The following is a 24,689-nucleotide window of genomic DNA, read 5'->3' as shown; positions in this document are numbered from 1 at the left end:
TGGCGTTACGCTTACCCGGCCTACATGGAATCAGGAGCTTTTCTTCTCGCGGCTATGCAGGCCACGTTTCTCCAGACCACGGTAAATCAGCTGCTGCTGGATGATGGTTACCAGGTTGCTGACGATATAGTACAGCACCAGACCTGACGGGAACCACAGGAAGAATACCGTGAAGATGACCGGCATAAAGGTCATGATCTTCTGCTGCATCGGGTCGGTCACAGTGGTCGGAGACATCTTCTGGATGAAGAACATCGTCACGCCCATCAGGATCGGCAGGATGTAGTACGGGTCCTGTGCGGACAAGTCATGGATCCACAGTGCGAACGGCGCATGACGCAGTTCAATGGAGCCCATCAGCATGTAGTACAACGCCAGGAAGATAGGCATCTGGATGATCAGCGGGAAGCAGCCGCCCAGCGGGTTAACCTTCTCAGCTTTGTACAGGGCCATCATTTCCTGGCTCTGACGCTGTTTGTCATCGCCCAGACGCTCGCGCATAGCCTGAATCTTCGGCTGTAGCATACGCATCTTCGCCATGGAGGTGTACTGCGCTTTTGTCAGCGGGTACATGATGCCACGAACGATAAAGGTGATAACGATGATGGAGAAGCCCCAGTTACCCAGGAAGCTATGAATCCATTTCAGCAGTTTGAACAGCGGCTGAGAGATGAACCACAGCCAACCGTAATCAACGGTCAGATCCAGGTGCGGTGCAACGGCCGCCATTTTATCCTGAATTTCCGGGCCAACCCACAGGGTGCTGGTCATTGCGCCAGTCTGACCCGGCTGTACCAGAACCGGCTGAGATTTATAGCCGATAGCGGCAATGCCGTTACCCAGATTAGCGGTATAGAAGTTATTGGTGCCGTCGTTACGCGGAATCCATGCCGTTGCGAAGTACTGCTGCAACATGGCGACCCAGCCGCCGTTGGAGCTGACGTTCAGGTTTTCGTTATCGGCAATGGTGTCGAATTTGTATTTTTCGTACTTCTCATCCGGCGTAGAGTACGCCGCGCCACGGAAGGTATGCAGTGCAAAGTTGCTGCTACCGGTGTCGCGATGAGACGGCAGATTGATGGATTGCTTCAACTGACCAAAGGTGGAGACCTCCAGCGGTTTCTCACCGGCGTTCTGCACGCTGTAGTTGACGTTGACCGCATATTCACCGCGTTTGAGGACAAACGTTTTGGTGAAGGTGTTGCCAGCGGCGTCAGTCCAGGTCATCGGAACATGCAGTTCGTTCTGGCCATCCGCGAGGACAAACGTGTCGTTATCGACGCTGTACAGCGGACGCGGGCCGTTAGCCGGGTTATCCGGGCCATCACGACCGGTCAGGCCGCTTTGCGCCTGGTAGATAAACTGCGGAGTCGTTTCCAGCAACTGGAACGGTTCTTTAGAACCCAGCTCTTTCGGGTAAGTTGGCAGCAAGGCCTGCTCAACATCACCGCCACGGGTGTTGATGGTCAGATCAAGCACGTCGGTCTTAACCGTAATCAGTTTCCCCTGGCCACTGGCCGGTACGCCCTGGTCGGCGGCGCTACCCGCTGCGGTGGTCGTTGTCTGCGTGGTCTGTTGGGTCTGAGGCTGCGGATTTTTATCCTGCTCCCAGGCTTGCCAGATCATGAAAGACACGAACAGCAAAGCGATGACTAAAAGATTGCGTTGCGAATCCATCGTTAGTGTTCTCTGGTATCAAATGGTCCGGGCGGGACGGGATCGTCACCACCAGGGTGTAAAGGGTGGCATTTTAATACGCGTTTCACCGTCAACCAACTGCCTTTTATCACTCCAAACCTGCGCAATGCCTCAATTCCGTAGCTTGAGCAGGTTGGCGTGAAACGGCAATGCGGCCCAAGCAGCGGACTGATCAGGCGTTGATAGACCCGTATAAGGGCTATCAGGACCCGCGAGCCAGGCGACAGTGGCGGCGCCATAATTTTTCCAACGCTTCCGAGAGAGCACGGTTATCGAGGTCGGCAACCCCTTTTTTCGCCACCACCACGAAATCCATTGCAGGGAGTTCATGTTGACGCAGACGGAAGCTTTCACGCGTCAGACGTTTAATCCGATTGCGTTCATGCGCGCGTCGAACGTTTTTCTTGGCGACGGTTAGACCGATGCGGGGATGCCCCAGCGAATTCAGGCGGCCGAGGATGGTGATTTGCGGCGTGCCAGCCCGTTGTGGCTGCTGGAAGACAAATGTGAAATGACTGGGAGTTAACAAACGTAACTCCCTGGGAAATGCGAGCTTAACCACTCAGGGGTTAGCTTTTATTACTTGGAAACGGTCAGACGAGCGCGGCCTTTAGCACGACGACGTGCCAGAACCTGACGACCATTTTTAGTAGCCATACGAGCACGGAAGCCGTGAGAACGGTTGCGCTTCAGTACAGACGGTTGAAAAGTGCGTTTCATGGCGATTTCTACCTAAACTTGAATAAATTCACTGACTTTTGCGTATACCCGAACGATTATCGAACGACTTACGCCTCAGCGTGGGTGATTAAAGAGGCCGGATTGTAATAATTGTACACTCCAGAGTCAATTCTCTTTCCTTAAAACCCTGCGTTTTTCCGCACCTTTTCGCGCGAAAAACAAGCAGCGCTAACGCCGTACGATGGGCATTGTACAACGGGTGGAGGATTATACGGACTGCCGGGCAAAGCGCAAGGATCGCACGGGATCTTTATTAGATCGTTTAAGGCGCTTAATGTCTTTACTCATTAATTTTTTCAATATGCGCGCGAAATCGTGCAGCACTTCGCCTGGATCGTTTACACTTACCCGGTTCTGGATCATCCTGTGGATAAATCGGGAAGAATCTGTGAGAAACAGAAGATCTCTTGCTCAGTTTAGGCTATGATCCGCGGTCCTGATCGTTTCAACGGATCCTGATCGGGTAAAATTGCAGATAGCAATTCGCACGTCACCCTTTTATGCACAGGGTCTTTTCGACGTGCGTCAACAATCATGAATGTTTCAGCCTTTGTCATTTATCGACTTTTGTTCGAGTGGAGTCCGCCGTGTCACTTTCGCTTTGGCAGCAGTGTCTTGCCCGATTGCAGGATGAGTTACCAGCCACAGAATTCAGTATGTGGATACGCCCGTTGCAGGCGGAACTGAGCGATAACACGCTGGCTTTGTATGCGCCAAACCGTTTTGTGCTCGATTGGGTAAGAGACAAGTACCTCAATAATATCAATGGACTGCTGAATAATTTCTGCGGAGCGGATGCCCCACAACTGCGTTTTGAGGTCGGGACGAAACCCGTCACTCAAACGCTCAAAACGCCGGTCAACAATGTTGTTGCGCCTGCGCAGGTCGCTCAGGCGCAGCCACAGCGTGCGGCGCCAGCCGCGGCGCGCCCGGGCTGGGATAACGTGCCGGCTCCGGCAGAACCGACCTACCGCTCTAACGTCAACGTGAAACACACGTTTGATAACTTCGTCGAAGGTAAATCCAACCAACTGGCGCGCGCGGCGGCGCGTCAGGTGGCGGACAACCCCGGCGGCGCCTACAATCCCTTGTTCCTCTACGGCGGCACCGGTCTGGGTAAAACTCACCTGTTGCATGCGGTGGGCAACGGTATTATGGCGCGCAAACCGAATGCGAAAGTGGTGTATATGCACTCCGAGCGCTTTGTGCAGGACATGGTTAAAGCCTTGCAAAACAACGCGATTGAAGAGTTTAAACGCTACTACCGTTCCGTTGATGCACTGCTTATCGATGACATTCAATTCTTCGCCAATAAAGAACGATCCCAGGAAGAGTTTTTCCACACCTTTAACGCCCTGTTAGAAGGTAATCAGCAGATCATTTTGACGTCGGATCGTTATCCAAAAGAGATCAACGGCGTTGAAGATCGTCTGAAATCCCGCTTCGGCTGGGGGTTGACGGTGGCGATCGAACCGCCTGAGCTGGAAACCCGCGTGGCGATCCTGATGAAAAAAGCGGACGAAAATGATATTCGTTTGCCTGGCGAGGTGGCGTTCTTTATTGCCAAGCGACTACGCTCTAACGTGCGTGAGCTGGAAGGGGCGCTGAACCGCGTGATCGCTAACGCTAACTTTACCGGACGCGCTATCACTATCGACTTTGTGCGTGAAGCGCTGCGCGATCTGCTGGCGTTGCAGGAAAAGCTGGTCACCATCGACAATATCCAGAAGACGGTGGCGGAGTATTACAAAATTAAAATCGCGGATCTGCTTTCCAAGCGTCGATCTCGCTCGGTAGCGCGCCCGCGTCAGATGGCTATGGCGCTGGCAAAGGAGCTCACCAACCACAGTCTGCCGGAAATTGGCGACGCGTTTGGTGGACGTGACCACACTACCGTACTTCATGCATGTCGTAAGATTGAGCAGTTGCGTGAAGAAAGCCATGATATTAAAGAAGATTTCTCAAACTTAATCAGAACATTATCTTCGTGACGCTATGAAATTTACCGTTGAACGTGAACATTTATTAAAACCGCTTCAGCAGGTCAGTGGCCCGCTGGGCGGTCGTCCTACACTGCCCATTCTCGGTAACCTGCTGTTGCAGGTGGCTGACGGTACGCTGTCGCTGACGGGCACCGATCTTGAAATGGAAATGGTGGCGCGCGTTGCGTTGATTCAGCCTCATGAACCAGGCGCAACTACCGTCCCGGCGCGGAAATTCTTTGATATCTGCCGTGGCTTGCCGGAAGGGGCTGAAATTGCCGTCCAGCTGGAAGGCGATCGGATGCTGGTGCGCTCCGGGCGTAGCCGTTTCTCGCTTTCCACGCTGCCTGCCGCCGATTTCCCTAATCTGGATGACTGGCAGAGCGAAGTCGAATTCACCCTGCCGCAGGCAACGATGAAGCGCCTGATTGAAGCCACCCAGTTCTCAATGGCGCATCAGGACGTTCGTTACTACTTAAACGGCATGCTGTTTGAGACTGAAGGTGAAGAGTTGCGTACCGTCGCGACCGACGGTCACCGTCTGGCGGTCTGCTCTATGCCGGTCGGGCAATCTCTGCCTAACCATTCGGTGATTGTGCCGCGTAAAGGCGTGATTGAGCTGATGCGTATGCTCGACGGCGGCGAAACCCCGCTGCGCGTACAGATCGGCAGTAACAACATCCGCGCCCACGTCGGTGATTTTATCTTTACGTCCAAGCTGGTTGATGGTCGTTTCCCGGATTATCGCCGCGTATTGCCGAAGAACCCGGACAAAACGCTGGAAGCGGGTTGCGATATTCTCAAGCAGGCGTTTGCCCGCGCGGCGATTCTCTCCAACGAGAAATTCCGTGGCGTACGCCTGTATGTGAGCGAAAACCAACTCAAAATCACCGCCAACAACCCGGAACAGGAAGAAGCGGAAGAGATTCTGGACGTCACCTACGGCGGTACTGAGATGGAGATCGGCTTTAACGTCAGCTACGTGCTCGATGTGCTGAACGCGCTGAAATGTGAAACCGTGCGTATTCTGCTGACAGACTCCGTTTCCAGCGTACAGATTGAAGATGCGGCGTCTCAAAGTGCTGCGTATGTTGTGATGCCAATGAGACTGTAATGTCGCTCACCCGCCTGTTGATCCGCAACTTTCGCAATATTGAAAATGCGGATCTCGCTTTATCCCCCGGCTTTAACTTCCTGGTTGGCGCAAACGGTAGCGGCAAAACCAGCGTGCTGGAGGCTATCTATACGCTCGGCCACGGCCGGGCGTTTCGCAGTTTGCAGATTGGCCGCGTCATTCGTCACGAGCAGGAGTCGTTTGTCCTCCACGGACGTTTGCAAGGGGAAGAGCGCGAAACCGCCATCGGCCTGACGAAAGACAAGCTGGGCGACAGCAAAGTGCGTATCGACGGCACCGACGGTCACAAAGTGGCGGAGCTGGCGCACCTGATGCCGATGCAGTTGATTACCCCTGAGGGGTTTACTTTACTCAACGGCGGCCCCAAATACAGAAGAGCGTTCCTTGACTGGGGATGCTTTCACAACGAAGTCGGTTTTTTTACCGCCTGGAGCAACCTGAAGCGGTTGCTCAAGCAGCGCAACGCGGCGCTGCGCCAGGTAAGCCGTTATGAACAATTGCGTCCGTGGGATAAGGAGTTGATTCCTCTCGCGGAACAAATCAGTACCTGGCGTGCTGAGTACAGTGCTGGTATTGCGCAGGATATGGCGGATACCTGCCAGCAATTTCTACCGGAGTTCTCCCTCACCTTCTCTTTTCAGCGCGGTTGGGAAAAAGAGACGGATTATGCCGAGGTGCTGGAGCGGAGCTTCGAACGCGATCGCATGTTGACCTACACTGCGCATGGTCCGCACAAAGCGGATTTCCGCATTCGTGCTGACGGTGCGCCGGTGGAAGATACCTTATCGCGTGGGCAGCTTAAACTGCTGATGTGCGCTTTACGACTGGCGCAAGGGGAGTTCCTCACCCGTGAAAGCGGGCGGCGGTGTCTCTACCTGATAGATGATTTTGCCTCTGAACTTGATGATGCGCGTCGCGGGCTGCTGGCCAGCCGCTTGAAAGCGACGCAATCACAGGTCTTTGTCAGCGCAATCAGCGCTGAACACGTTCTGGACATGTCGGACAAAAATTCGAAGATGTTCACCGTGGAAAAGGGTAAAATAACGGATTAACCCAAGATAAATTGAGCGAGAAACGTTGATGTCGAATTCTTATGACTCCTCCAGTATCAAAGTCCTGAAAGGGCTGGATGCGGTGCGTAAGCGCCCGGGTATGTATATCGGCGACACGGATGACGGCACCGGTCTGCACCACATGGTATTCGAGGTGGTAGATAACGCTATCGACGAAGCGCTCGCGGGTCACTGTAAAGACATTATCGTCACCATTCATGCCGATAACTCCGTATCCGTGCAGGATGACGGGCGTGGCATCCCGACCGGTATTCACCCGGAAGAGGGCGTTTCTGCTGCGGAAGTGATCATGACCGTGCTGCACGCGGGCGGTAAATTCGACGATAACTCCTATAAAGTGTCCGGCGGTCTACACGGCGTGGGTGTTTCCGTGGTTAACGCCCTGTCCCAGAAACTGGAACTGGTTATCCAGCGCGATAACAAAATCCACCGTCAGATCTATGAGCATGGTGTACCGCAGGCGCCGCTGGCGGTGACTGGCGAAACTGATAAAACCGGTACGATGGTGCGTTTCTGGCCGAGCCTGGAAACCTTCACCAACGTCACCGAATTTGAATACGAAATTCTGGCTAAGCGTCTGCGTGAGCTGTCCTTCCTGAACTCCGGCGTCTCTATTCGTCTGAAAGACAAGCGCGACGGCAAAGAAGACCATTTCCACTACGAAGGCGGCATCAAAGCGTTTGTTGAGTACCTCAACAAGAACAAAACGCCGATCCACCCGAATATCTTCTACTTCTCCACCGAAAAAGACGGTATCGGCGTGGAAGTGGCATTGCAGTGGAACGACGGTTTCCAGGAAAACATCTACTGCTTTACCAACAACATTCCGCAGCGTGACGGCGGTACGCACCTTGCAGGCTTCCGTGCGGCGATGACCCGTACTCTGAACGCCTATATGGATAAAGAAGGCTACAGCAAGAAAGCCAAAGTCAGCGCCACCGGCGACGATGCGCGTGAAGGCCTGATTGCCGTGGTTTCCGTGAAGGTGCCGGACCCGAAATTCTCCTCCCAGACTAAAGATAAACTGGTCTCTTCCGAGGTGAAATCGGCGGTGGAACAGCAGATGAACGAGCTGCTGAGCGAATACCTGCTGGAAAACCCGTCCGACGCCAAAATCGTGGTCGGTAAAATTATCGATGCGGCGCGTGCGCGTGAAGCAGCGCGTCGTGCGCGTGAAATGACGCGTCGTAAAGGCGCGCTGGATCTGGCGGGTCTGCCGGGTAAACTGGCGGATTGTCAGGAACGCGACCCGGCGCTGTCTGAACTGTACCTTGTGGAAGGGGACTCCGCGGGCGGCTCTGCTAAACAGGGTCGTAACCGCAAGAACCAGGCGATTCTGCCGCTGAAGGGTAAAATCCTCAACGTGGAGAAAGCGCGCTTCGACAAGATGCTCTCTTCCCAGGAAGTGGCGACGCTGATCACCGCACTGGGCTGCGGCATCGGTCGTGACGAGTACAACCCGGATAAACTGCGCTATCACAGCATCATCATCATGACCGATGCGGACGTCGACGGCTCGCACATCCGTACGCTGCTGTTGACCTTCTTCTATCGTCAGATGCCGGAAATCGTCGAACGCGGTCACGTCTACATTGCGCAGCCGCCGCTGTACAAAGTGAAGAAAGGCAAGCAGGAACAACAGTACATTAAAGATGATGAGGCGATGGATCAGTACCAGATCTCCATCGCTCTGGATGGCGCAACGCTGCACACCAATGCCAGCGCACCGGCACTGGCGGGCGAAGCGTTAGAAAAACTGGTTTCTGATTACAACGCGACGCAGAAAATGATTGGCCGTATGGAGCGTCGCTTCCCGAAAGCGCTGCTGAAAGAGCTGGTTTATCAGCCGACGCTGACGGAAGCCGATCTTAGCAACGAACAGGCTGTCACCCGTTGGGTGAACGCGCTGATTACCGAGCTGAACGAGAAAGAGCAGCACGGCAGCCAGTGGAAGTTTGACGTTCGCGAGAACGCCGAACAGCAGCAGTTCGAACCGATTGTTCGCGTGCGTACTCACGGCGTGGATACCGACTATCCGCTGGATCACGAGTTTGTTACCGGCGGCGAATACCGTCGCATCTGCACGCTCGGTGAGAAGCTGCGCGGTCTGATCGAAGACGATGCGTTCATTGAACGCGGCGAGCGCCGTCAGCCGGTTGCGAGCTTCGAGCAGGCGCTGGAGTGGCTGGTGAAAGAGTCCCGTCGTGGCCTGGCGATTCAGCGCTATAAAGGTCTGGGCGAGATGAACCCGGATCAGCTGTGGGAAACCACAATGGACCCGGAAAGCCGTCGTATGCTGCGCGTCACCGTGAAAGATGCGATTGCCGCCGACCAGCTGTTCACTACGCTGATGGGCGATGCTGTTGAACCGCGTCGCGCCTTTATCGAAGAGAACGCCCTGAAAGCGGCAAACATCGATATCTAATCAGCTTGTAGGCCTGATAAGCGAAGCGCCATCAGGCAGTTCATCAGCCTAATCTGCCGGATGGTGGCTTAGGCCTTATCCGGCCTACAACCGATCTGCAAAAGGGGAATCCCGGTTCCCCTTTCTATCCCCCTTTTCGTTGCTGTTTTTTGAGCGGAATCGCGTTAGCATGAGGACGGACTCATTTAATCCGGGGAACTCATGGCTATCAAACTCATTGCTATCGATATGGATGGCACCCTTTTGCTGCCCGATCACACCATTTCACCTGCGGTAAAAACGGCGATTGCCGCCGCGCGCGCCCGTGGCGTTAACGTGGTGCTGACCACTGGCCGTCCGTATGCGGGTGTCCATAGCTATCTGAAAGAGCTTCACATGGAACAACCCGGCGACTACTGCATCACCTACAATGGCGCGCTGGTGCAGAAAGCGGGCGATGGTAGTACCGTTGCGCAAACGGCGCTGAGCTATGACGATTACCGCTTTCTGGAGAAGTTGTCCCGCGAAGTCGGCTCACACTTCCACGCGCTGGATCGCAACACGCTGTACACCGCAAACCGTGATATCAGCTACTACACCGTACATGAATCCTATGTCGCCACCATTCCGCTGGTGTTCTGTGAAGCGGAGAAAATGGACCCGGCAACGCAGTTCCTGAAAGTGATGATGATTGATGAACCCGTCATCCTTGATCAGGCCATTGCACGTATTCCGGCGGAAGTAAAAGAGAAATATACCGTGTTAAAAAGTGCGCCGTACTTCCTCGAAATCCTGGATAAACGCGTCAATAAAGGCACTGGCGTGAAGTCGCTGGCCGATGTGCTGGGGATCAAGCCGGAAGAAATCATGGCGATTGGCGATCAGGAAAACGACATCGCGATGATCGAATATGCAGGCATGGGTGTGGCGATGGACAACGCGATTCCGTCGGTGAAAGAGGTGGCTAATTTTGTCACCAAATCCAACCTGGAAGACGGCGTGGCATACGCAATTGAGAAATTTGTACTGAATTAAGTGGCTGGCCTGGATTAATCCGGCAAAACAGACGTTCCGTAACCCGCCTCTGCTGCGGGTTTTTTTACGCCCTCATTTTCCCTTCATAACATTCCCATTACTGATTGTCGTTTTTGTGATCTAAATTGTAGTACAACACATTTATGTTGTACTACATTATCAACACAGCAACGATGAATGACATCACGTTAGTACTACAAAGTTGAGGCGAATTTCAGCGGTAACGGTAAAGTAGAGCGGTACATACAGAGCACAAGGACTCTCCATGACCCTCAATAAAACCGATCGTATCGTCATCACGCTGGGAAAACAGATTGTCAGCGGCAAGTACGTACCGGGTTCGGCACTGCCTGCGGAAGCGGATCTGTGTGAGGAGTTTGAAACCTCGCGCAACATCATTCGCGAAGTGTTCCGTTCGCTGATGGCGAAGCGGCTCATTGAAATGAAGCGTTATCGCGGAGCGTTTGTCGCACCACGAAACCAGTGGAACTACCTCGATACCGACGTGCTGCAATGGGTGCTGGAAAACGATTATGACCCGCGGCTGATCAGCGCGATGAGTGAAGTCCGTAACCTGGTGGAACCGGCTATTGCGCGCTGGGCGGCGGAACGCGCGACGTCGAGCGATCTGGCCGAAATTGAGTCGGCGCTCAATGACATGATCGCCAACAACCAGAACCGGGATGCCTTCAACGAAGCGGATATTCGCTATCACGAGGCGGTATTGCAGTCGGTACATAACCCGGTTTTACAACAGCTTAGCGTGGCGATCAGTTCGCTACAGCGAGCGGTGTTTGAACGAACCTGGATGGGTGATGAGGCCAACATGCCAAAAACGCTCCAGGAACATAAGGCGCTATTCGATGCGATACGGCATCAGGATGGCGATGCGGCAGAGCAGGCGGCCTTAACGATGATCGCCAGCTCGACACGAAGGCTCAAGGAAATCACATGACAGCTCGCTACATCGCAATTGACTGGGGATCGACCAATTTGCGCGCCTGGCTTTACCAGGGCGACAAATGCCTGGAGAGCAGGCAATCAGAAGCAGGCGTAACGCGTCTGAAGGGTAAATCTCCTGAAGCGGTGTTAGCAGAAGTGACGCAAAACTGGCGCGACAGCGCCACTCCCGTGGTTATGGCGGGAATGGTCGGCAGTAATGTGGGCTGGAAAATCGCCCCCTATCTGCCGGTTCCTGCCCATTTCTCTGCCATAGGCGAGCAGTTAACCTCCGTTGGCGACAAGATCTGGATTATTCCCGGACTCTGTGTCTCACGCGACGATAACCACAATGTGATGCGCGGCGAAGAGACACAGTTGCTTGGCGCCCGCACGCTTTCTCCTTCTTCTGTCTATGTGATGCCCGGTACGCACTGTAAATGGGTACGGGCTGATAATGCGCAAATTCACGATTTTCGCACCGTGATGACGGGTGAATTACACCATCTGTTGCTGCGTTATTCACTGGTTGGCGCAGGGTTGCCTGAACAGGAAACCTCGCCTGTCGCCTTTACTGCCGGGCTGGAGCGTGGTCTCGCTACCCCCGCCATCCTGCCGCAACTTTTTGAGGTTCGCGCCTCGCACGTCCTGGGAACACTCCCGCGCGCGCAGGTGAGTGAATTTTTATCCGGTCTGTTGATTGGCGCTGAAGTCGCCACCCTTAGCGAAAGCTTTGACGCCCGGCAGATCACCATTGTTGCCGGAGACGCGCTGGCGGAACGCTACCAGCAGGCGTTCAGCGCCATTGGCCGTCATGCAACCGTCGTTTCCGGTGAGAAGGCATTTCAGGCAGGAATAAGGAGCATCGCTCATGCAGTGGCAAACTGATCTTCCGCTTATTGCGATATTACGTGGCGTGACGCCCGATGAAGCGCTGGCGCATGTTGGCGCGGTCATCGAGGCTGGTTTTGATGCGGTGGAAATCCCGCTTAACTCCCCGCAGTGGGAAAAAAGTATCCCGGCGATAGTGGATGCGTATGGCGATAAGGCGTTGATCGGCGCGGGTACCGTACTTCAGCCCGATCAGGTAGACCTGTTAGCGCAAATGGGCTGCAAGCTAATCGTCACGCCAAATATTCAGCCCGAGGTGATTCGTCGCGCGGTGAGTTATGGCATGACCGTATGCCCTGGATGCGCGACCGCCAGCGAGGCCTTTACCGCGCTGGATGCGGGTGCGCAGGCGCTGAAAATATTCCCCTCATCGGCATTTGGCCCGGACTACATCAAAGCGCTGAAAGCGGTGCTTCCGGCTGATGTCCCGGTGTTTGCCGTGGGGGGCGTGACGCCGGAAAACCTGGCGCAATGGATTAACGCGGGTTGCGCAGGCGCCGGGCTGGGCAGCGATCTCTATCGCGCCGGGCAGTCCGTTGAGCGTACCGCGCAGCAGGCGACGGCATTTGTTAAAGCGTATCGAGAGGCAGTGAAATGAAAATAACCAAAATCACCACGTACCGTTTACCCCCGCGCTGGATGTTCCTGAAAATCGAAACGGATGAAGGCGTGGTTGGCTGGGGCGAACCGGTTATAGAAGGGCGCGCGCGTACCGTCGAAGCGGCGGTTCATGAGTTTGGCGACTATCTGATCGGTCAGGATCCGGCGCGTATCAACGATCTGTGGCAGGTGATGTACCGCGCCGGTTTTTATCGCGGCGGCCCAATAATGATGAGCGCCATCGCCGGTATCGACCAGGCGCTGTGGGATATCAAAGGCAAAGTGCTGAACGCGCCGGTATGGCAACTGATGGGCGGTCTGGTTCGCGACAAAATTAAAGCCTACAGCTGGGTGGGCGGCGACCGTCCGGCGGAAGTGATCGACGGCATCAGGAAACTGCGCGCTATTGGCTTCGACACCTTCAAACTGAACGGTTGTGAAGAGATGGGCGTGATTGATAATTCACGCGCGGTGGATGCGGCAGTCAATACCGTAGCGCAAATCCGTGAGGCTTTTGGTAACGAAATTGAATTTGGTCTCGACTTCCACGGTCGTGTCAGCGCCCCGATGGCGAAGGTTTTAATTAAAGAGCTGGAACAATATCGTCCGCTGTTTATTGAGGAGCCGGTGCTGGCGGAGCAGGCGGAATATTATCCGAAGCTGGCGGCGCAGACGCATATTCCGATTGCCGCAGGCGAGCGCATGTTCTCACGCTTTGAGTTTAAACGCGTGCTGGAAGCGGGCGGGCTGGCGATTCTGCAACCGGATCTGTCGCACGCTGGCGGTATCACCGAATGCTACAAAATCGCCGGGATGGCGGAAGCCTACGACGTGGCGCTGGCGCCGCACTGTCCGCTGGGGCCGATTGCGCTGGCAGCCTGTCTGCATATCGACTTCGTATCGCGCAATGCGGTATTCCAGGAGCAGAGCATGGGCATTCACTACAACAAAGGCGCGGAGCTGCTCGACTTCGTGAAAAACAAGGATGATTTCAGTATGGAAGGCGGCTTCTTTAAACCGTTAACTAAACCGGGCCTTGGCGTGGACATTGACGAAGCTAAAGTCATTGAACTGAGTAAAAACGCGCCGGACTGGCGCAACCCGTTATGGCGTCATGAAGATGGCAGCGTAGCGGAATGGTAATCGCCATCCCGTAGACCCGGTAAGCCACCGGGCAAAAACCTTACATACAAAAATATAACCCTCTGTAAATTACAGGGTATGGTGAGCGGTCTCGCTATGCCCAAAATCTGGAGACAGATTGCGATGGATATTTCAGTTACAGCTGCAAAACCCGGGCGTCGTCGTTATCTGACGCTGATTATGATCTTTATTACCGTGGTTATTTGTTATGTTGACCGCGCGAACCTCGCCGTGGCGTCGGCGCATATTCAGGAAGAATTCGGCATCACCAAAGCGGAAATGGGCTACGTCTTTTCGGCTTTTGCGTGGCTTTATACGCTATGCCAGATTCCTGGCGGCTGGTTCCTTGACCGTGTGGGATCGCGACTGACCTACTTTATCGCTATTTTGGGCTGGTCTGTTGCAACGCTATTTCAGGGGTTCGCCACCGGATTAATGTCGCTGATTGGTCTTCGCGCCATCACCGGGATTTTTGAGGCGCCCGCATTTCCGACCAATAACCGGATGGTTACCAGCTGGTTCCCGGAGCATGAGCGCGCCTCCGCCGTCGGTTTCTACACCTCCGGGCAGTTTGTCGGCCTGGCGTTTCTGACGCCGCTGCTGATTTGGATTCAGGAGATGCTGAGCTGGCACTGGGTGTTCATCGTTACCGGGGGAATCGGGATTATCTGGTCGCTAATCTGGTTCAAGGTTTATCAGCCGCCGCGCCTGACCAAAAGCATCAGCCAGGCTGAGCTGGACTATATTCGCGATGGCGGCGGTCTGGTGGACGGCGATGCGCCAGTCAAAAAAGAGGCGCGTCAGCCACTGACCAAAGCTGACTGGAAACTGGTGTTTCACCGCAAACTTGTCGGGGTCTACCTGGGGCAATTTGCGGTTACTTCTACGCTGTGGTTCTTCCTGACCTGGTTCCCGAACTATTTAACCCAGGAGAAAGGGATCACCGCCCTGAAGGCGGGTTTTATGACGACCGTACCGTTCCTTGCCGCTTTCTTTGGGGTGCTGCTCTCCGGCTGGCTGGCGGATAAGCTGGTGAAAAAAGGGTTCTCGTTGGGTGTTGCGCGTAAAACGCCTATTATCTGCGGGCTGCTGATTTCTACCTGCATCATGGGGGCGAACTACACTAACGATCCCGTATGGATTATGACTCTGATGGCGCTGGCGTTCTTCGGCAATGGTTTTGCGTCTATCACCTGGTCACTGGTCTCTTCACTCGCACCGATGCGTCTGATTGGCCTGACCGGCGGCGTGTTTAACTTTGTTGGCGGACTGGGCGGCATCACCGTGCCGCTGGTGATTGGCTACCTTGCGCAGGATTATGGCTTTGGCCCGGCGCTGGTCTATATCTCCGCTGTTGCCCTGATTGGCGCGCTCTCTTATATCCTGCTGGTCGGCGACGTTAAACGGGTAGGCTAATTTCTTCCAATGCTATACCCTGATGCGAAAACCGCGCATCAGGGTATCTCCATGAAACAAATCACTTTCGCTTCGCGTCATCATCAGCTTACGAATACCAACACCTGGACGGCGGACAGCCAGTGGCTGGTTTTTGATGTGCGTCCGTCAGGCGCCTCGTTTACCGGTGAGACGATTGAGCGCGTCAACGTACGGACTGGCGAGATTGAGGTCATTTATCGCGCTACGCAGGGCGCGCACGTTGGCGTGGTGACCGTTCATCCACAAGACGATCGCTATGTGTTCATTCATGGCCCGGAGAACCCGGACGAGACGTGGCATTATGATTTCCACCATCGTCGCGGCGTGATAGCGGCGCAAAACCGCGTGACGAATCTGGATGCAATGGACATCACCGTGCCGTATACGCCCGGCGCGCTGCGCGGCGGCAGCCATGTGCATGTGTTCAGTCCGAACGGCGAGCGTGTCAGCTTCACCTATAACGACCATGTACTGCGTGAGCGCGATCCGGCGCTGGACTTGCGTAACGTCGGCGTTGCGGTGCCGTATGGCCCGGTTACGGTGGCGGTTCAGCATCCTCGGGAGTACAGCGGCAGCCACTGGTGCGTGTTAGTGAGCCAGACCACGCCGGCGCCACGGCCAGGCAGCGATGACATTAACCGCGCCTACGAAGAGGGTTGGGTAGGCGATCATGCGCTGGCGTTTATTGGCGATACCTTGTCGGCGAAGGGTGAAAAAGTGCCGGAGCTGTTTCTGGTGGCGTTGCCGCAGGATGAAAAAGGCTGGAAACAGGCAGGCGATATGCCGCTGACCGGAACAGAATCAACGCTGCCAGCGCCGCCTGCGGGCGTTGTTCAGCGCCGTCTGACCTTTACGCATGATCGCGCTTTCCCTGGGCTGGTAAACGTTCCGCGCCATTGGGTGCGGAGTAACCCGCAAGCCACGGACATTGCGTTTTTGATGCGCGATGATCGCGGTATTGTTCAGCTCTGGCTGATCCCGGCGCAGGGGGGAGAGCCGCGCCAGCTTACGCATAACGCGACCGATATTCAGTCAGCGTTCAACTGGCACCCGTCAGGCCGGTGGTTGGGGTTTGTGCTGGAAAACCGCATTGCCTGCTGCGACGCGCAGAGCGGAGCAATCGCCTTTTTAACGGCGAGTCATGACAGCCCGCCTTCCGCGGACGCCGTTGTTTTTTCGCCGGATGGGGCGTTAATCGCGTGGATGGAAGAGGTTGACGGTTTCCGCCAGCTTTGGGTGACGGAAACCGAACGATAAATCAGTGAGCGGGCATTCTTGCCGGGGGGATAACGGCGTTGGTCATCTTTGTTTTCTCCTCGCTCTTTTCCACTCGCGACTTCACTGAGCTGTCTGTGCGGAAGAAGTCCCACGGCAAGAGTATCGTATCCATGACGGCGGTAAAGGGCATATCCAGGATTGCCAGTGATTTGGTGCCCCAGTTTGTATCACTGCTGCCGATCATTTCGGCGCTGGCGCGTGTGCCGGGGTAGGTCCCCTCTTTGCCGCCGGTATGTGACATTACGCTGGAGCAGCCACCCAGTAAAACCAATCCACTGCACATCATCAGCGTTAACAACACATTTTTTATCATGATTTATTCATCTGTTGATTATCGGTGTTTGCATGATGAGTTATAGCGATCCGTCGCGAAAAATAACATCACCATCACGTCGCACTGTGGCGCTTATCGCACTTTAACAATGTGTGCTGTTCACCCAGTCTATGCGATAGACAACAAACTGCAAAAAAAGTCCCCTGCAAGCGCTTGAAAAGTTCATTTCCAGACCCATTTTTAGGGTGTAGGCAAATAAAGAGCACGCCTGATGGGTGTTCTGGCTACCTGACCTGTCCATGATGGAAGGTCAACTATTCTCGCTGATTTCAGGAGCTATTCATTATGCGTAACTTTGACTTATCCCCGCTGTACCGTTCTGCCATTGGTTTTGATCGTCTGTTTAACCTCTTAGAAAACAACCAGAGCCAGAGTAATGGCGGTTATCCTCCGTATAACGTCGAACTGGTGGATGAAAACCATTACCGCATTGCGATTGCCGTTGCAGGCTTTGCGGAAAGCGAACTGGAAATTACCGCTCAGGATAATCTGCTGGTGGTAAAAGGCGCTCACGCGGATGAGCAAAAAGAACGTACCTATCTCTACCAGGGTATCGCAGAGCGTAACTTTGAACGCAAATTCCAGTTAGCAGAGAACATTCATGTTCGCGGCGCTAACCTGGTGAACGGTCTGCTGTATATCGACCTGGAGCGCGTGATTCCAGAAGCGAACAAACCGCGCCGTATCGAAATTAACTGATTCAGTCAGGTCGCCGTCGGCGGCCTGTTATCCCCGTGCTCGCCGTCAGGGAGCATATGCGAATCTGAGGATTCGCTGGGTATTACTCGCTTCTTAGAAGGAGATGATTATGCGTAATTACGATTTATCCCCACTGCTGCGTCAATGGATCGGTTTTGACAAACTGGCCAACGCCCTGCAAAACACCGGTGAAAGCCAGAGCTTCCCGCCCTATAACATTGAAAAAAGCGATGACAACCACTACCGCATTACCCTCGCGTTAGCCGGTTTCCGTCAGGAAGATCTGGATATTCAGCTGGAAGGCACGCGCCTGACCGTAAAAGGCACGCCAGCGCAGCCGGAAAAAGAAACCAAATGGTTGCATCAGGGCCTGGTGACACAGCCATTCAGTCTGAGTTTTACTCTGGCAGAAAATATGGAGGTCAGCGGCGCGACCTTCACCAATGGGTTATTGCACATTGATTTAACCCGCAACGAGCCGGAAACCATCGCTCCGCAGCGTATCGCTATTAGCGAACGTCCCGCGTTAAATAGCTAATCCAGGACTACCTGTAGGCCGGATAAGGCGTAGCCGCCATCCGGCAAATCGCCCGGTGCGCTATGCTTACCGGGCCTACAAAGCGATGCCGAACCTGTAGGTCCGGCATCATGCTTTTCAACAAACCGCCCCGCCAGCAATGACGGGGCATTTTTGTGCTTTACCACCCATACATACCGCTTGTACTCTGCGAGAATCCATTTAATTAATAATGTTATTCACAGGGAAAAGAAGATGAGTGATATAGCATTGACGGTCAGCGTTCTGGCGTTGGTGGCGGTTGTCGGGTTGTGGATCGGCAATATCAAGGTGCGGGGTGTCGGTTTTGGCATTGGCGGCGTACTGTTCGGCGGGATTATCGTCGGCCACTTTGTCGATCAGGCCGGGATGACGCTGAGCAGTGACATGCTGCACTTTATCCAGGAATTCGGCCTGATACTCTTCGTTTACACCATTGGTATTCAGGTGGGCCCGGGGTTCTTTGCCTCTCTGCGCGTCTCAGGGTTGCGCCTTAATCTCTTTGCCATCCTGATTGTCATTATCGGTGGGCTGGTTACCGCCATTCTGCATAAAATCTTCGCTATCCCGCTACCGGTGGTGCTGGGGATTTTCTCCGGCGCGGTCACCAATACGCCAGCGCTGGGGGCAGGGCAGCAAATTCTGCGCGATCTGGGAACGCCAATGGAAGCGGTGGACCAGATGGGGATGAGCTATGCGATGGCCTATCCTTTCGGGATTTGCGGTATTTTGCTCACCATGTGGCTGATGCGGATGATTTTTCGCGTCAACGTGGAGGCGGAAGCGAAGCAGCATGAAGACACGCTTAGCAATGGACACTCGTTAATCCAGACCATGAATATCCGTGTTGAGAACCCGAATCTCAACAATATGGCGATCCAGGATGTGCCTATCCTGAACAGCGATAAAATCATCTGTTCGCGTCTGAAACGCGACGAGACGCTGATGGTGCCTTCACCGGGAACGATCATCCAGTCGGGCGACCTGCTGCATCTGGTGGGACAGCCCGCCGATCTGCATAACGCGCAGCTGGTCATTGGTCAGGAGGTGGACACTTCGCTCTCAACGCGAGGGACGGATTTGCGCGTTGAACGCGTCGTGGTCACTAACGAAAAGGTGCTCGGAAAACGCATTCGCGACCTCCATTTTAAAGAGCGCTATGACGTGGTGATCTCCCGTCTGAACCGTGCGGGCGTAGAGCTGGTGGCCAGTAGCGACGCCAGCCTGCAATTCGGTGACATCCTCAATCTGGTTGGCCGTCCCTCTTCAATTGATGCGGTGGCCAATGTTGTGGGTAACGCCCAGCAAAAACTGCAACAGGTGCAGATGTTACCGGTGTTTATCGGTATTGGTCTGGGCGTGCTGTTGGGGTCGATTCCGTTGTTTGTCCCTGGATTCCCGGTAGCGTTAAAGCTGGGACTGGCGGGCGGGCCGTTGATCATGGCGCTGATTCTGGGACGTATCGGCAGCATTGGCAAGCTGTACTGGTTTATGCCGCCAAGCGCCAACCTGGCGCTGCGTGAGCTGGGGATCGTGCTGTTTCTTGCGGTGGTCGGGCTGAAATCTGGCGGTGACTTTATTGATACGTTGACTCAGGGTGATGGTCTGAGCTGGATTGGTTACGGCATCTTTATTACTGCCATTCCGCTGATTACCGTCGGTCTTCTGGCGCGTATCTTTGCCAAAATGAACTACCTGACGCTATGCGGGATGCTGGCGGGGTCAATGACCGATCCGCCTGCACTGGCGTTTGCTAACAACCTGCATGCCACCAGCGGTGCGGCGGCGCTCTCCTACGCCACCGTTTATCCACTGGTAATGTTCCTGCGGATTATCACCCCACAACTGCTGGCGGTGCTTTTCTGGGGGTTAGGCTAGGTCAGGTTTGCATCCGGGTGGACGCGCCGTAAATGGTAGTCCACCTGGTATTCGCTGGCATTTCTGAACATGACCGAATAATTCAAAAACTCCCCGCTGTCGCTGTAAGAAAGCGATGTGATCCGCAGTAGCGGCGTTTGCTCGGGGACGTTCATTTGCGCGGAGAGCTGTTTATCGGCCAGTACGGGCGTCAGGCTTTCATAGTTGCCACTGATGGTGATGCCGCACTCTTTCTCAATATAATCAAATTTCGACCCTTCCAGGTGGATCAGCGAGAGGTTACGGAACAGCCTGACGGGCATATAGCTGTCCTCCAGCATCAGCGGTTTGCCATCCACATAGCGCACGCGGCGGGAAAAGTAGATACGTTCGTTGATCTGAATCCGCAACTGGCTGGCAATGGCGGGGGGCGCAGGCATCACTTCAAATACCAGCACCTGGCTGGTGACCTCTTTTCCCTGACGCCGCAGCACTTCCGCCAGTCCGGTCAGGTTGGTGGTTTCATGATGAACGTCTTTACGCGCCACGTATGTGCCGCTCCCGTGCCGCCGCACCACCAGTCCCCATCCCACCAGCATATCGACGGCTTTGCGGATGGTCATTCGTGACACAGCAAACTCTTCCGCCAGCTTTTTTTCACCAGGTAACGGGCTACCGATGTTGTAATCAGATGAGTTGAGCCGGATTCTTAGTCGTTCCGCTATCGATTTGTAGATCACTACCAGACCTCTTTTTTCCTTTAATTTCTGCGCTACGAACCTTTTGATGTCTAACTTTTATGTAAAAAGTAGACATCATTGACTGAATTAAAACCATGAATGCGATCACGAATCGAAGCGGCGCGTCATGTTCTCAGAATCGCAACTACCTATTCTCGTATCAGGCCAGCAATCACTACAAAAAAGGCCTCTCCCTACTGGTTGTTATATGAGGATGTAAAAATGCTCAGTCAAATACAACGCTTTGGCGGCGCTATGTTTACCCCGGTACTGCTGTTCCCGTTCGCCGGTATCGTCGTGGGTATCGCTATCATGCTGCGCAACCCGCTTTTTGTTGGCGAAGCGCTGACCGATCCCAACAGTTTATTCGCGCAAATCGTTCATATTATTGAAGAGGGCGGCTGGACGGTTTTCCGTAATATGCCGCTGATTTTCGCCGTCGGCTTGCCGATTGGCCTGGCTAAACAGGCGCAAGGCCGAGCTTGTCTGGCGGTGCTGGTCAGCTTCCTGACATGGAACTATTTCATTAATGCCATGGGCATGACCTGGGGTCATTTTTTCGGCGTGGACTTCAGCGTAGACCCGACGGCAGGCAGCGGTCTGACGATGATGGCCGGAATAAAAACGCTCGATACCAGCATTATCGGCGCCATTATGATTTCGGGCATCGTCACCGCGCTGCACAACCGCTATTTCGATAAGCCGTTGCCCGTGTTCCTCGGTATTTTTCAGGGCACGTCGTTTGTGGTGATTATCGCGTTCCTGGTGATGATCCCCTGCGCCTGGCTGACGCTGCTCGGCTGGCCAAAAGTGCAGATGGGCATTGAATCCCTACAGGCTTTCCTGCGTTCAGCGGGCGCGCTGGGCGTGTGGGTCTACACCTTCCTCGAACGTATTCTGATCCCGACAGGGCTGCACCACTTCGTCTATGGCCCCTTCATTTTTGGCCCGGCGGCGGTAGAAGGTGGCATTCAGGTTTACTGGGCGCAACATATGCAGGCGTTCAGCCAGAGCACGGAATCGCTGAAGACGTTATTCCCGGAAGGCGGTTTTGCCCTACACGGTAACTCAAAAATCTTTGGCTCCGTCGGGATTGCGCTGGCGCTCTATTACACCGCATCGCCAGAAAACCGGGTGAAGGTCGCCGGTTTGCTGATCCCCGCCACGTTGACCGCTGTACTGGTGGGCATCACGGAACCGCTGGAATTCACTTTCCTGTTTATTTCTCCGCTGCTGTTTGCCGTACACGCGGTGCTGGCGGCCTCAATGGCGACGGTGATGTATATCTGCGGCGTGGTAGGAAATATGGGCGGCGGACTGCTGGATCAATTCTTACCGCAAAACTGGATCCCGATGTTCCACAACCATGCCGGAATGATGTTTACCCAGATAGGCATTGGGCTGGCATTCACCGCCCTCTATTTTGTGGTTTTCCGCACCCTGATCCTGCGCTTCAACCTGAAAACGCCGGGTCGTGAAGAGAGTGAAGTCAGACTCTACAGCAAAGCGGATTACAAGGCTGCGCGTGGACAGACAACGGCGCCCGCGCCGGACGCAAAACTTGGGCAGGCAGCCGGGTTCCTCCAGGCGCTGGGCGGCGCGGGCAATATCGAAAGCATTAATAACTGCGCCACGCGCTTACGTATCGCGCTCCACGATATGGCGCAGACCCAGAGTGATGACGTCTTTAAAGCGCTGGGCGCGCACGGCGTGGTTCGCCGTGGCAATGGCATCCAGGTGATTGTCGGCCTGCATGTGCCCCAGGTGCGTGACCAGCTTGAAACGCTAATGAAATCCCCCTTATCGACCGAACAAATCCCCATGACGGAGGCAGTATCATGAAAAAATTCTCAGTGGTTATCGCAGGCGGCGGCAGCACATTTACGCCGGGCATCGTATTGATGTTGCTGGCAAACCAGGACCGTTTTCCGCTTCGCGCGCTGAAATTCTATGACAACGACGGCGCTCGCCAGGAAGTGATTGCCGAAGCGTGCAAAATCATCCTTAAAGAGCAGGCGCCGGAGATTGAGTTTAGTTACACCACCGATCCCGAAGCAGCGTTTACCGATGTTGATTTCGTGATGGCGCATATCCGCGTGGGCAAATACCCGATGCGGGAAAAAGACGAAAAAATCCCGCTGCGCCACGGCGTGTTAGGCCAGGAAACCTGTGGCCCGGGCGGGATTGCGTATGGGATGCGTTCTATTGGCGGCGTGCTGGAGCTGGTGGATTACATGGAGAAATACTCCCCGAACGCGTGGATGCTGAACTACTCCAACCCGGCGGCGATAGTGGCCGAGGCGACGCGCCGTCTGCGCCCGAACGCTAAAATCCTCAATATCTGTGATATGCCGATCGGCATTGAAGGGCGGATGGCGCAGATTGTCGGCCTGCAAGATCGTAAGCAAATGCGCGTGCGTTATTACGGGCTGAACCACTTTGGCTGGTGGACGTCGATTGAGGACTTGCAGGGTAACGACCTGATGCCGAAACTGCGGGAATACGTCGCGAAACACGGTTATGTTCCGCCATCTAACGATCCGCATACTGAAGCGAGCTGGAATGATACGTTCGCCAAAGCGAAGGATGTGCAGGCGCTGGACCCGGACACCATGCCGAACACCTATCTGAAATACTATCTGTTCCCGGACTATGTGGTGCAGCACTCGAACCCGGCGCGCACGCGTGCTAATGAGGTGATGGATCACCGTGAAAAACAGGTATTTGGCTCCTGCCGCGCCATTATTGAAGCGGGCCACTCCTCCGCTGGCGAGCTGGAAATTGATGAACACGCGTCTTATATCGTCGATCTGGCAACGGCAATCGCCTTTAATACGCAGGAACGGATGCTGCTGATTGTGCCAAACAACGGGGCGATTCATAACTTTGATGATGAAGCGATGGTGGAGATCCCTTGCCTGGTGGGGCATAACGGGCCGGAACCTCTGACGGTTGGCGATATTCCGCAGTTCCAGAAAGGGCTGATGAGCCAGCAGGTGGCCGTCGAGAAACTGGTGGTCGATGCCTGGGAGCATCGCTCCTATCAGCGTCTGTGGCAGGCGATTACGCTCTCCAAAACCGTGCCGAGTGCGTCTGTCGCCAAAGCGATTCTTGATGATCTGATTGAAGCCAACAAAGAATACTGGCCTGAACTGCACTAATCTTGTTGACCGGCATCCAGCGGGTGCCGGTCAGGATGTTTCAACACCGCCGACGGCGCGTAGCCAAATTTATGCTTAAATGCTTTGCTGAAATGAAATGAGTCAAAGAAGTTGAGCATATCCGCTACCTGACCCACCGAATTCCCTTCCTGTTTTAACAGCGATAATGCCAGTTCCAGCCGGGCGTCCAGATAATATTCTTTCGGTGTTTTCCCGGTATAGCGTAAAAACAGACGACGCAGCCAGGCTTCGCTACAGGGGATCGTGGCTGCCATATCCGCCACGCTCCAGCGGCGTTGCAGGCTGGCATGTAACGCTGCAATTAACTTTTCAACCTGTATGCGTTGTGGGTCTTTTTTCCCGTTTGAGTCAATAAGACAAATCCACTGATAAATAATTTTCGTGAGAAACGCGACGGCGAGATTATTTTTAATCGGTTCCGGGCTGGTAATTAATTGTGAAACTTCGGCCAGTTCCTGATTATAAACGTCACCGTTATAAATAACGCTTTGTTGTCGGATAGGAATATCCATAATACTGGTTGGGGTAAATTCCATCCAGTATTGTTCCCACAATAAACCTTCGCAATGGTAAGACTGTATATCGGTGGGTTTTAAAAAGATAATGCAGTTGCCGTTTAATGTAATTTGCTCGCCGTCTTTCAGCAGGATTTTCCCGCACCCCTGTACGGTATAGACCGCGACCCACGAATTGGCGATTAGCGGTTTTTTCTTATCTCGCGGCCATATAACACGGTAATTTTCGTCAGCGTAGGTATGCCACAGCGAGATCAATGAAATTCCGCTGGAGATCACATTTTCATTAATCAGCAGGGGAATATTGTACGTAGTTTCGTTTTTTACATGCGAACTTAGCAAGTTTCCATTCATTTTATTTTCTCGCCGGAGAATGATGCCCACAACCTGAACATAACAGAAAGTGAATGCTTCAGGGAGGCGATGTTTGTAATTAAGAAATCTGACTGC

At 54.2% G+C, this 24,689-nt stretch carries 24 protein-coding genes and 1 other annotated feature; of the genes, 16 read left to right on the top strand and 8 right to left on the bottom strand.

Going from position 1 to position 24,689, the window contains the following annotated elements; genetic code table 11:
• Positions 1-30: 30 nt before the first annotated feature.
• The 5 genes from yidC to OGV50_RS23690 form a co-directional block, all read right to left on the bottom strand.
• Positions 31-1,677 carry a membrane protein insertase YidC gene (yidC, locus tag OGV50_RS20860; protein WP_115626124.1) on the bottom strand — a complete coding sequence of 549 codons (1,647 nt, stop codon included), beginning with the start codon at positions 1,675-1,677 and terminating at the stop codon, positions 31-33.
• Positions 1,678-1,679: 2 nt separating this feature from the next.
• Positions 1,680-1,937 carry a membrane protein insertion efficiency factor YidD gene (yidD, locus tag OGV50_RS20855; RefSeq protein WP_001307474.1) on the bottom strand — a complete coding sequence of 86 codons (258 nt, stop codon included), beginning with the start codon at positions 1,935-1,937 and terminating at the stop codon, positions 1,680-1,682.
• Positions 1,901-2,260 (bottom strand): ribonuclease P protein component, encoded by a 360-nt coding sequence (gene rnpA / locus OGV50_RS20850; RefSeq protein ID WP_012000809.1) that lies wholly within the window; start codon positions 2,258-2,260, stop codon positions 1,901-1,903. Before rnpA ends, yidD begins: the two co-directional genes overlap by 37 nt.
• A 17-nt stretch (positions 2,261-2,277) precedes the next feature.
• A complete protein-coding gene (gene rpmH, locus OGV50_RS20845; RefSeq protein WP_000831330.1) occupies positions 2,278-2,418 on the bottom strand; it encodes a 50S ribosomal protein L34 in 141 nt (46 codons plus the stop codon).
• Between the two features lie 228 nt (positions 2,419-2,646).
• Positions 2,647-2,727: a hypothetical protein gene (locus OGV50_RS23690; protein ID WP_429837870.1), complete on the bottom strand. Its 81-nt coding sequence runs from the start codon at positions 2,725-2,727 to the stop codon at positions 2,647-2,649.
• 299 nt (positions 2,728-3,026) lie between these two features.
• Here OGV50_RS23690 and dnaA point away from each other — a divergent pair, with 299 nt between their 5' ends.
• The 11 genes from dnaA (at position 3,027) to OGV50_RS20790 (ending at position 16,335) form a co-directional block, all read left to right on the top strand.
• Complete coding sequence (gene dnaA / locus OGV50_RS20840; protein ID WP_060815936.1) at positions 3,027-4,430, top strand: chromosomal replication initiator protein DnaA; 1,404 nt, start codon at positions 3,027-3,029, stop codon at positions 4,428-4,430.
• Between the two features lie 4 nt (positions 4,431-4,434).
• On the top strand, positions 4,435-5,535 hold the full coding sequence (dnaN, locus tag OGV50_RS20835; RefSeq protein WP_012000806.1) for a DNA polymerase III subunit beta: 1,101 nt from the start codon (positions 4,435-4,437) through the stop codon (positions 5,533-5,535).
• On the top strand, positions 5,535-6,608 hold the full coding sequence (recF, locus tag OGV50_RS20830; protein ID WP_286488735.1) for a DNA replication/repair protein RecF: 1,074 nt from the start codon (positions 5,535-5,537) through the stop codon (positions 6,606-6,608). Before dnaN ends, recF begins: the two co-directional genes overlap by 1 nt.
• A gap of 28 nt (positions 6,609-6,636) precedes the next feature.
• Positions 6,637-9,054 (top strand): DNA topoisomerase (ATP-hydrolyzing) subunit B, encoded by a 2,418-nt coding sequence (gene gyrB / locus OGV50_RS20825; protein ID WP_286488734.1) that lies wholly within the window; start codon positions 6,637-6,639, stop codon positions 9,052-9,054.
• A gap of 201 nt (positions 9,055-9,255) precedes the next feature.
• Positions 9,256-10,068 (top strand): sugar-phosphatase, encoded by an 813-nt coding sequence (gene yidA, locus OGV50_RS20820; protein ID WP_200093214.1) that lies wholly within the window; start codon positions 9,256-9,258, stop codon positions 10,066-10,068.
• A 265-nt stretch (positions 10,069-10,333) separates the two neighbouring features.
• Complete coding sequence (dgoR, locus tag OGV50_RS20815; RefSeq protein ID WP_049008770.1) at positions 10,334-11,023, top strand: D-galactonate utilization transcriptional regulator DgoR; 690 nt, start codon at positions 10,334-10,336, stop codon at positions 11,021-11,023.
• Complete coding sequence (locus OGV50_RS20810; protein WP_049008769.1) at positions 11,020-11,895, top strand: 2-dehydro-3-deoxygalactonokinase; 876 nt, start codon at positions 11,020-11,022, stop codon at positions 11,893-11,895. Before dgoR ends, OGV50_RS20810 begins: the two co-directional genes overlap by 4 nt.
• Complete coding sequence (locus tag OGV50_RS20805; RefSeq protein ID WP_104867979.1) at positions 11,879-12,496, top strand: 2-dehydro-3-deoxy-6-phosphogalactonate aldolase; 618 nt, start codon at positions 11,879-11,881, stop codon at positions 12,494-12,496. The genes OGV50_RS20810 and OGV50_RS20805 overlap by 17 nt, the downstream gene beginning before the upstream one ends.
• Complete coding sequence (gene dgoD / locus OGV50_RS20800) at positions 12,493-13,641, top strand: galactonate dehydratase (RefSeq protein ID WP_049008765.1); 1,149 nt, start codon at positions 12,493-12,495, stop codon at positions 13,639-13,641. The genes OGV50_RS20805 and dgoD overlap by 4 nt, the downstream gene beginning before the upstream one ends.
• 78 nt (positions 13,642-13,719) lie before the next feature.
• Complete coding sequence (locus OGV50_RS20795) at positions 13,720-15,057, top strand: MFS transporter (protein ID WP_075203724.1); 1,338 nt, start codon at positions 13,720-13,722, stop codon at positions 15,055-15,057.
• 51 nt (positions 15,058-15,108) lie between these two features.
• Entirely contained in the window at positions 15,109-16,335 is a 1,227-nt protein-coding gene (locus tag OGV50_RS20790) for a YidR family protein (RefSeq protein ID WP_114848137.1), read from the top strand.
• Between the two features lies 1 nt (position 16,336).
• Here OGV50_RS20790 and OGV50_RS20785 read toward each other — a convergent pair whose 3' ends face one another.
• Positions 16,337-16,669, bottom strand: a complete 333-nt coding sequence (locus OGV50_RS20785; RefSeq protein ID WP_012000796.1) for a YceK/YidQ family lipoprotein — start codon at positions 16,667-16,669, stop codon at positions 16,337-16,339.
• A gap of 240 nt (positions 16,670-16,909) precedes the next feature.
• Positions 16,910-16,982: a sequence feature (ROSE (Repression Of Heat Shock gene Expression) occurs in the 5'-region of heat shock genes and acts as an RNA thermometer to modulate expression.), on the top strand.
• On the opposite strand from OGV50_RS20785, the gene ibpA reads away from it, so the two are divergent.
• The 3 genes from ibpA (at position 16,976) to OGV50_RS20770 (ending at position 19,823) form a co-directional block, all read left to right on the top strand.
• Positions 16,976-17,389 (top strand): small heat shock chaperone IbpA, encoded by a 414-nt coding sequence (gene ibpA, locus OGV50_RS20780; protein ID WP_006687722.1) that lies wholly within the window; start codon positions 16,976-16,978, stop codon positions 17,387-17,389. Its footprint overlaps the feature before it by 7 nt.
• A gap of 109 nt (positions 17,390-17,498) precedes the next feature.
• Complete coding sequence (ibpB, locus tag OGV50_RS20775) at positions 17,499-17,927, top strand: small heat shock chaperone IbpB (protein ID WP_047460126.1); 429 nt, start codon at positions 17,499-17,501, stop codon at positions 17,925-17,927.
• 234 nt (positions 17,928-18,161) lie between these two features.
• Complete coding sequence (locus OGV50_RS20770) at positions 18,162-19,823, top strand: putative transporter (protein WP_101744157.1); 1,662 nt, start codon at positions 18,162-18,164, stop codon at positions 19,821-19,823.
• Here OGV50_RS20770 and OGV50_RS20765 read toward each other — a convergent pair.
• Positions 19,820-20,542, bottom strand: a complete 723-nt coding sequence (locus OGV50_RS20765) for a GntR family transcriptional regulator (RefSeq protein WP_012000790.1) — start codon at positions 20,540-20,542, stop codon at positions 19,820-19,822. The two genes, OGV50_RS20770 and OGV50_RS20765, sit on opposite strands and share 4 nt — an antisense overlap.
• A gap of 222 nt (positions 20,543-20,764) precedes the next feature.
• On the opposite strand from OGV50_RS20765, the gene OGV50_RS20760 reads away from it, so the two are divergent.
• Positions 20,765-22,384: an alpha-glucoside-specific PTS transporter subunit IIBC gene (locus tag OGV50_RS20760; RefSeq protein WP_071259109.1), complete on the top strand. Its 1,620-nt coding sequence runs from the start codon at positions 20,765-20,767 to the stop codon at positions 22,382-22,384.
• A complete protein-coding gene (locus tag OGV50_RS20755; RefSeq protein ID WP_047460135.1) occupies positions 22,381-23,703 on the top strand; it encodes a 6-phospho-alpha-glucosidase in 1,323 nt (440 codons plus the stop codon). Before OGV50_RS20760 ends, OGV50_RS20755 begins: the two co-directional genes overlap by 4 nt.
• On the opposite strand, the gene OGV50_RS20750 is transcribed toward OGV50_RS20755, so the two are convergent.
• Positions 23,700-24,593: a helix-turn-helix transcriptional regulator gene (locus OGV50_RS20750; protein ID WP_115614289.1), complete on the bottom strand. Its 894-nt coding sequence runs from the start codon at positions 24,591-24,593 to the stop codon at positions 23,700-23,702. The two genes, OGV50_RS20755 and OGV50_RS20750, sit on opposite strands and share 4 nt — an antisense overlap.
• Positions 24,594-24,689 lie beyond the last annotated feature (96 nt).

The organism is Citrobacter sp. CK180 (genome assembly GCF_030333655.1).
GTDB lineage: Bacteria > Pseudomonadota > Gammaproteobacteria > Enterobacterales > Enterobacteriaceae > Citrobacter_B > Citrobacter_B koseri.
The sequence above is the reverse complement of the archived record's forward strand: the minus strand, read 5'-3'. Positions and strand labels throughout refer to the sequence as shown.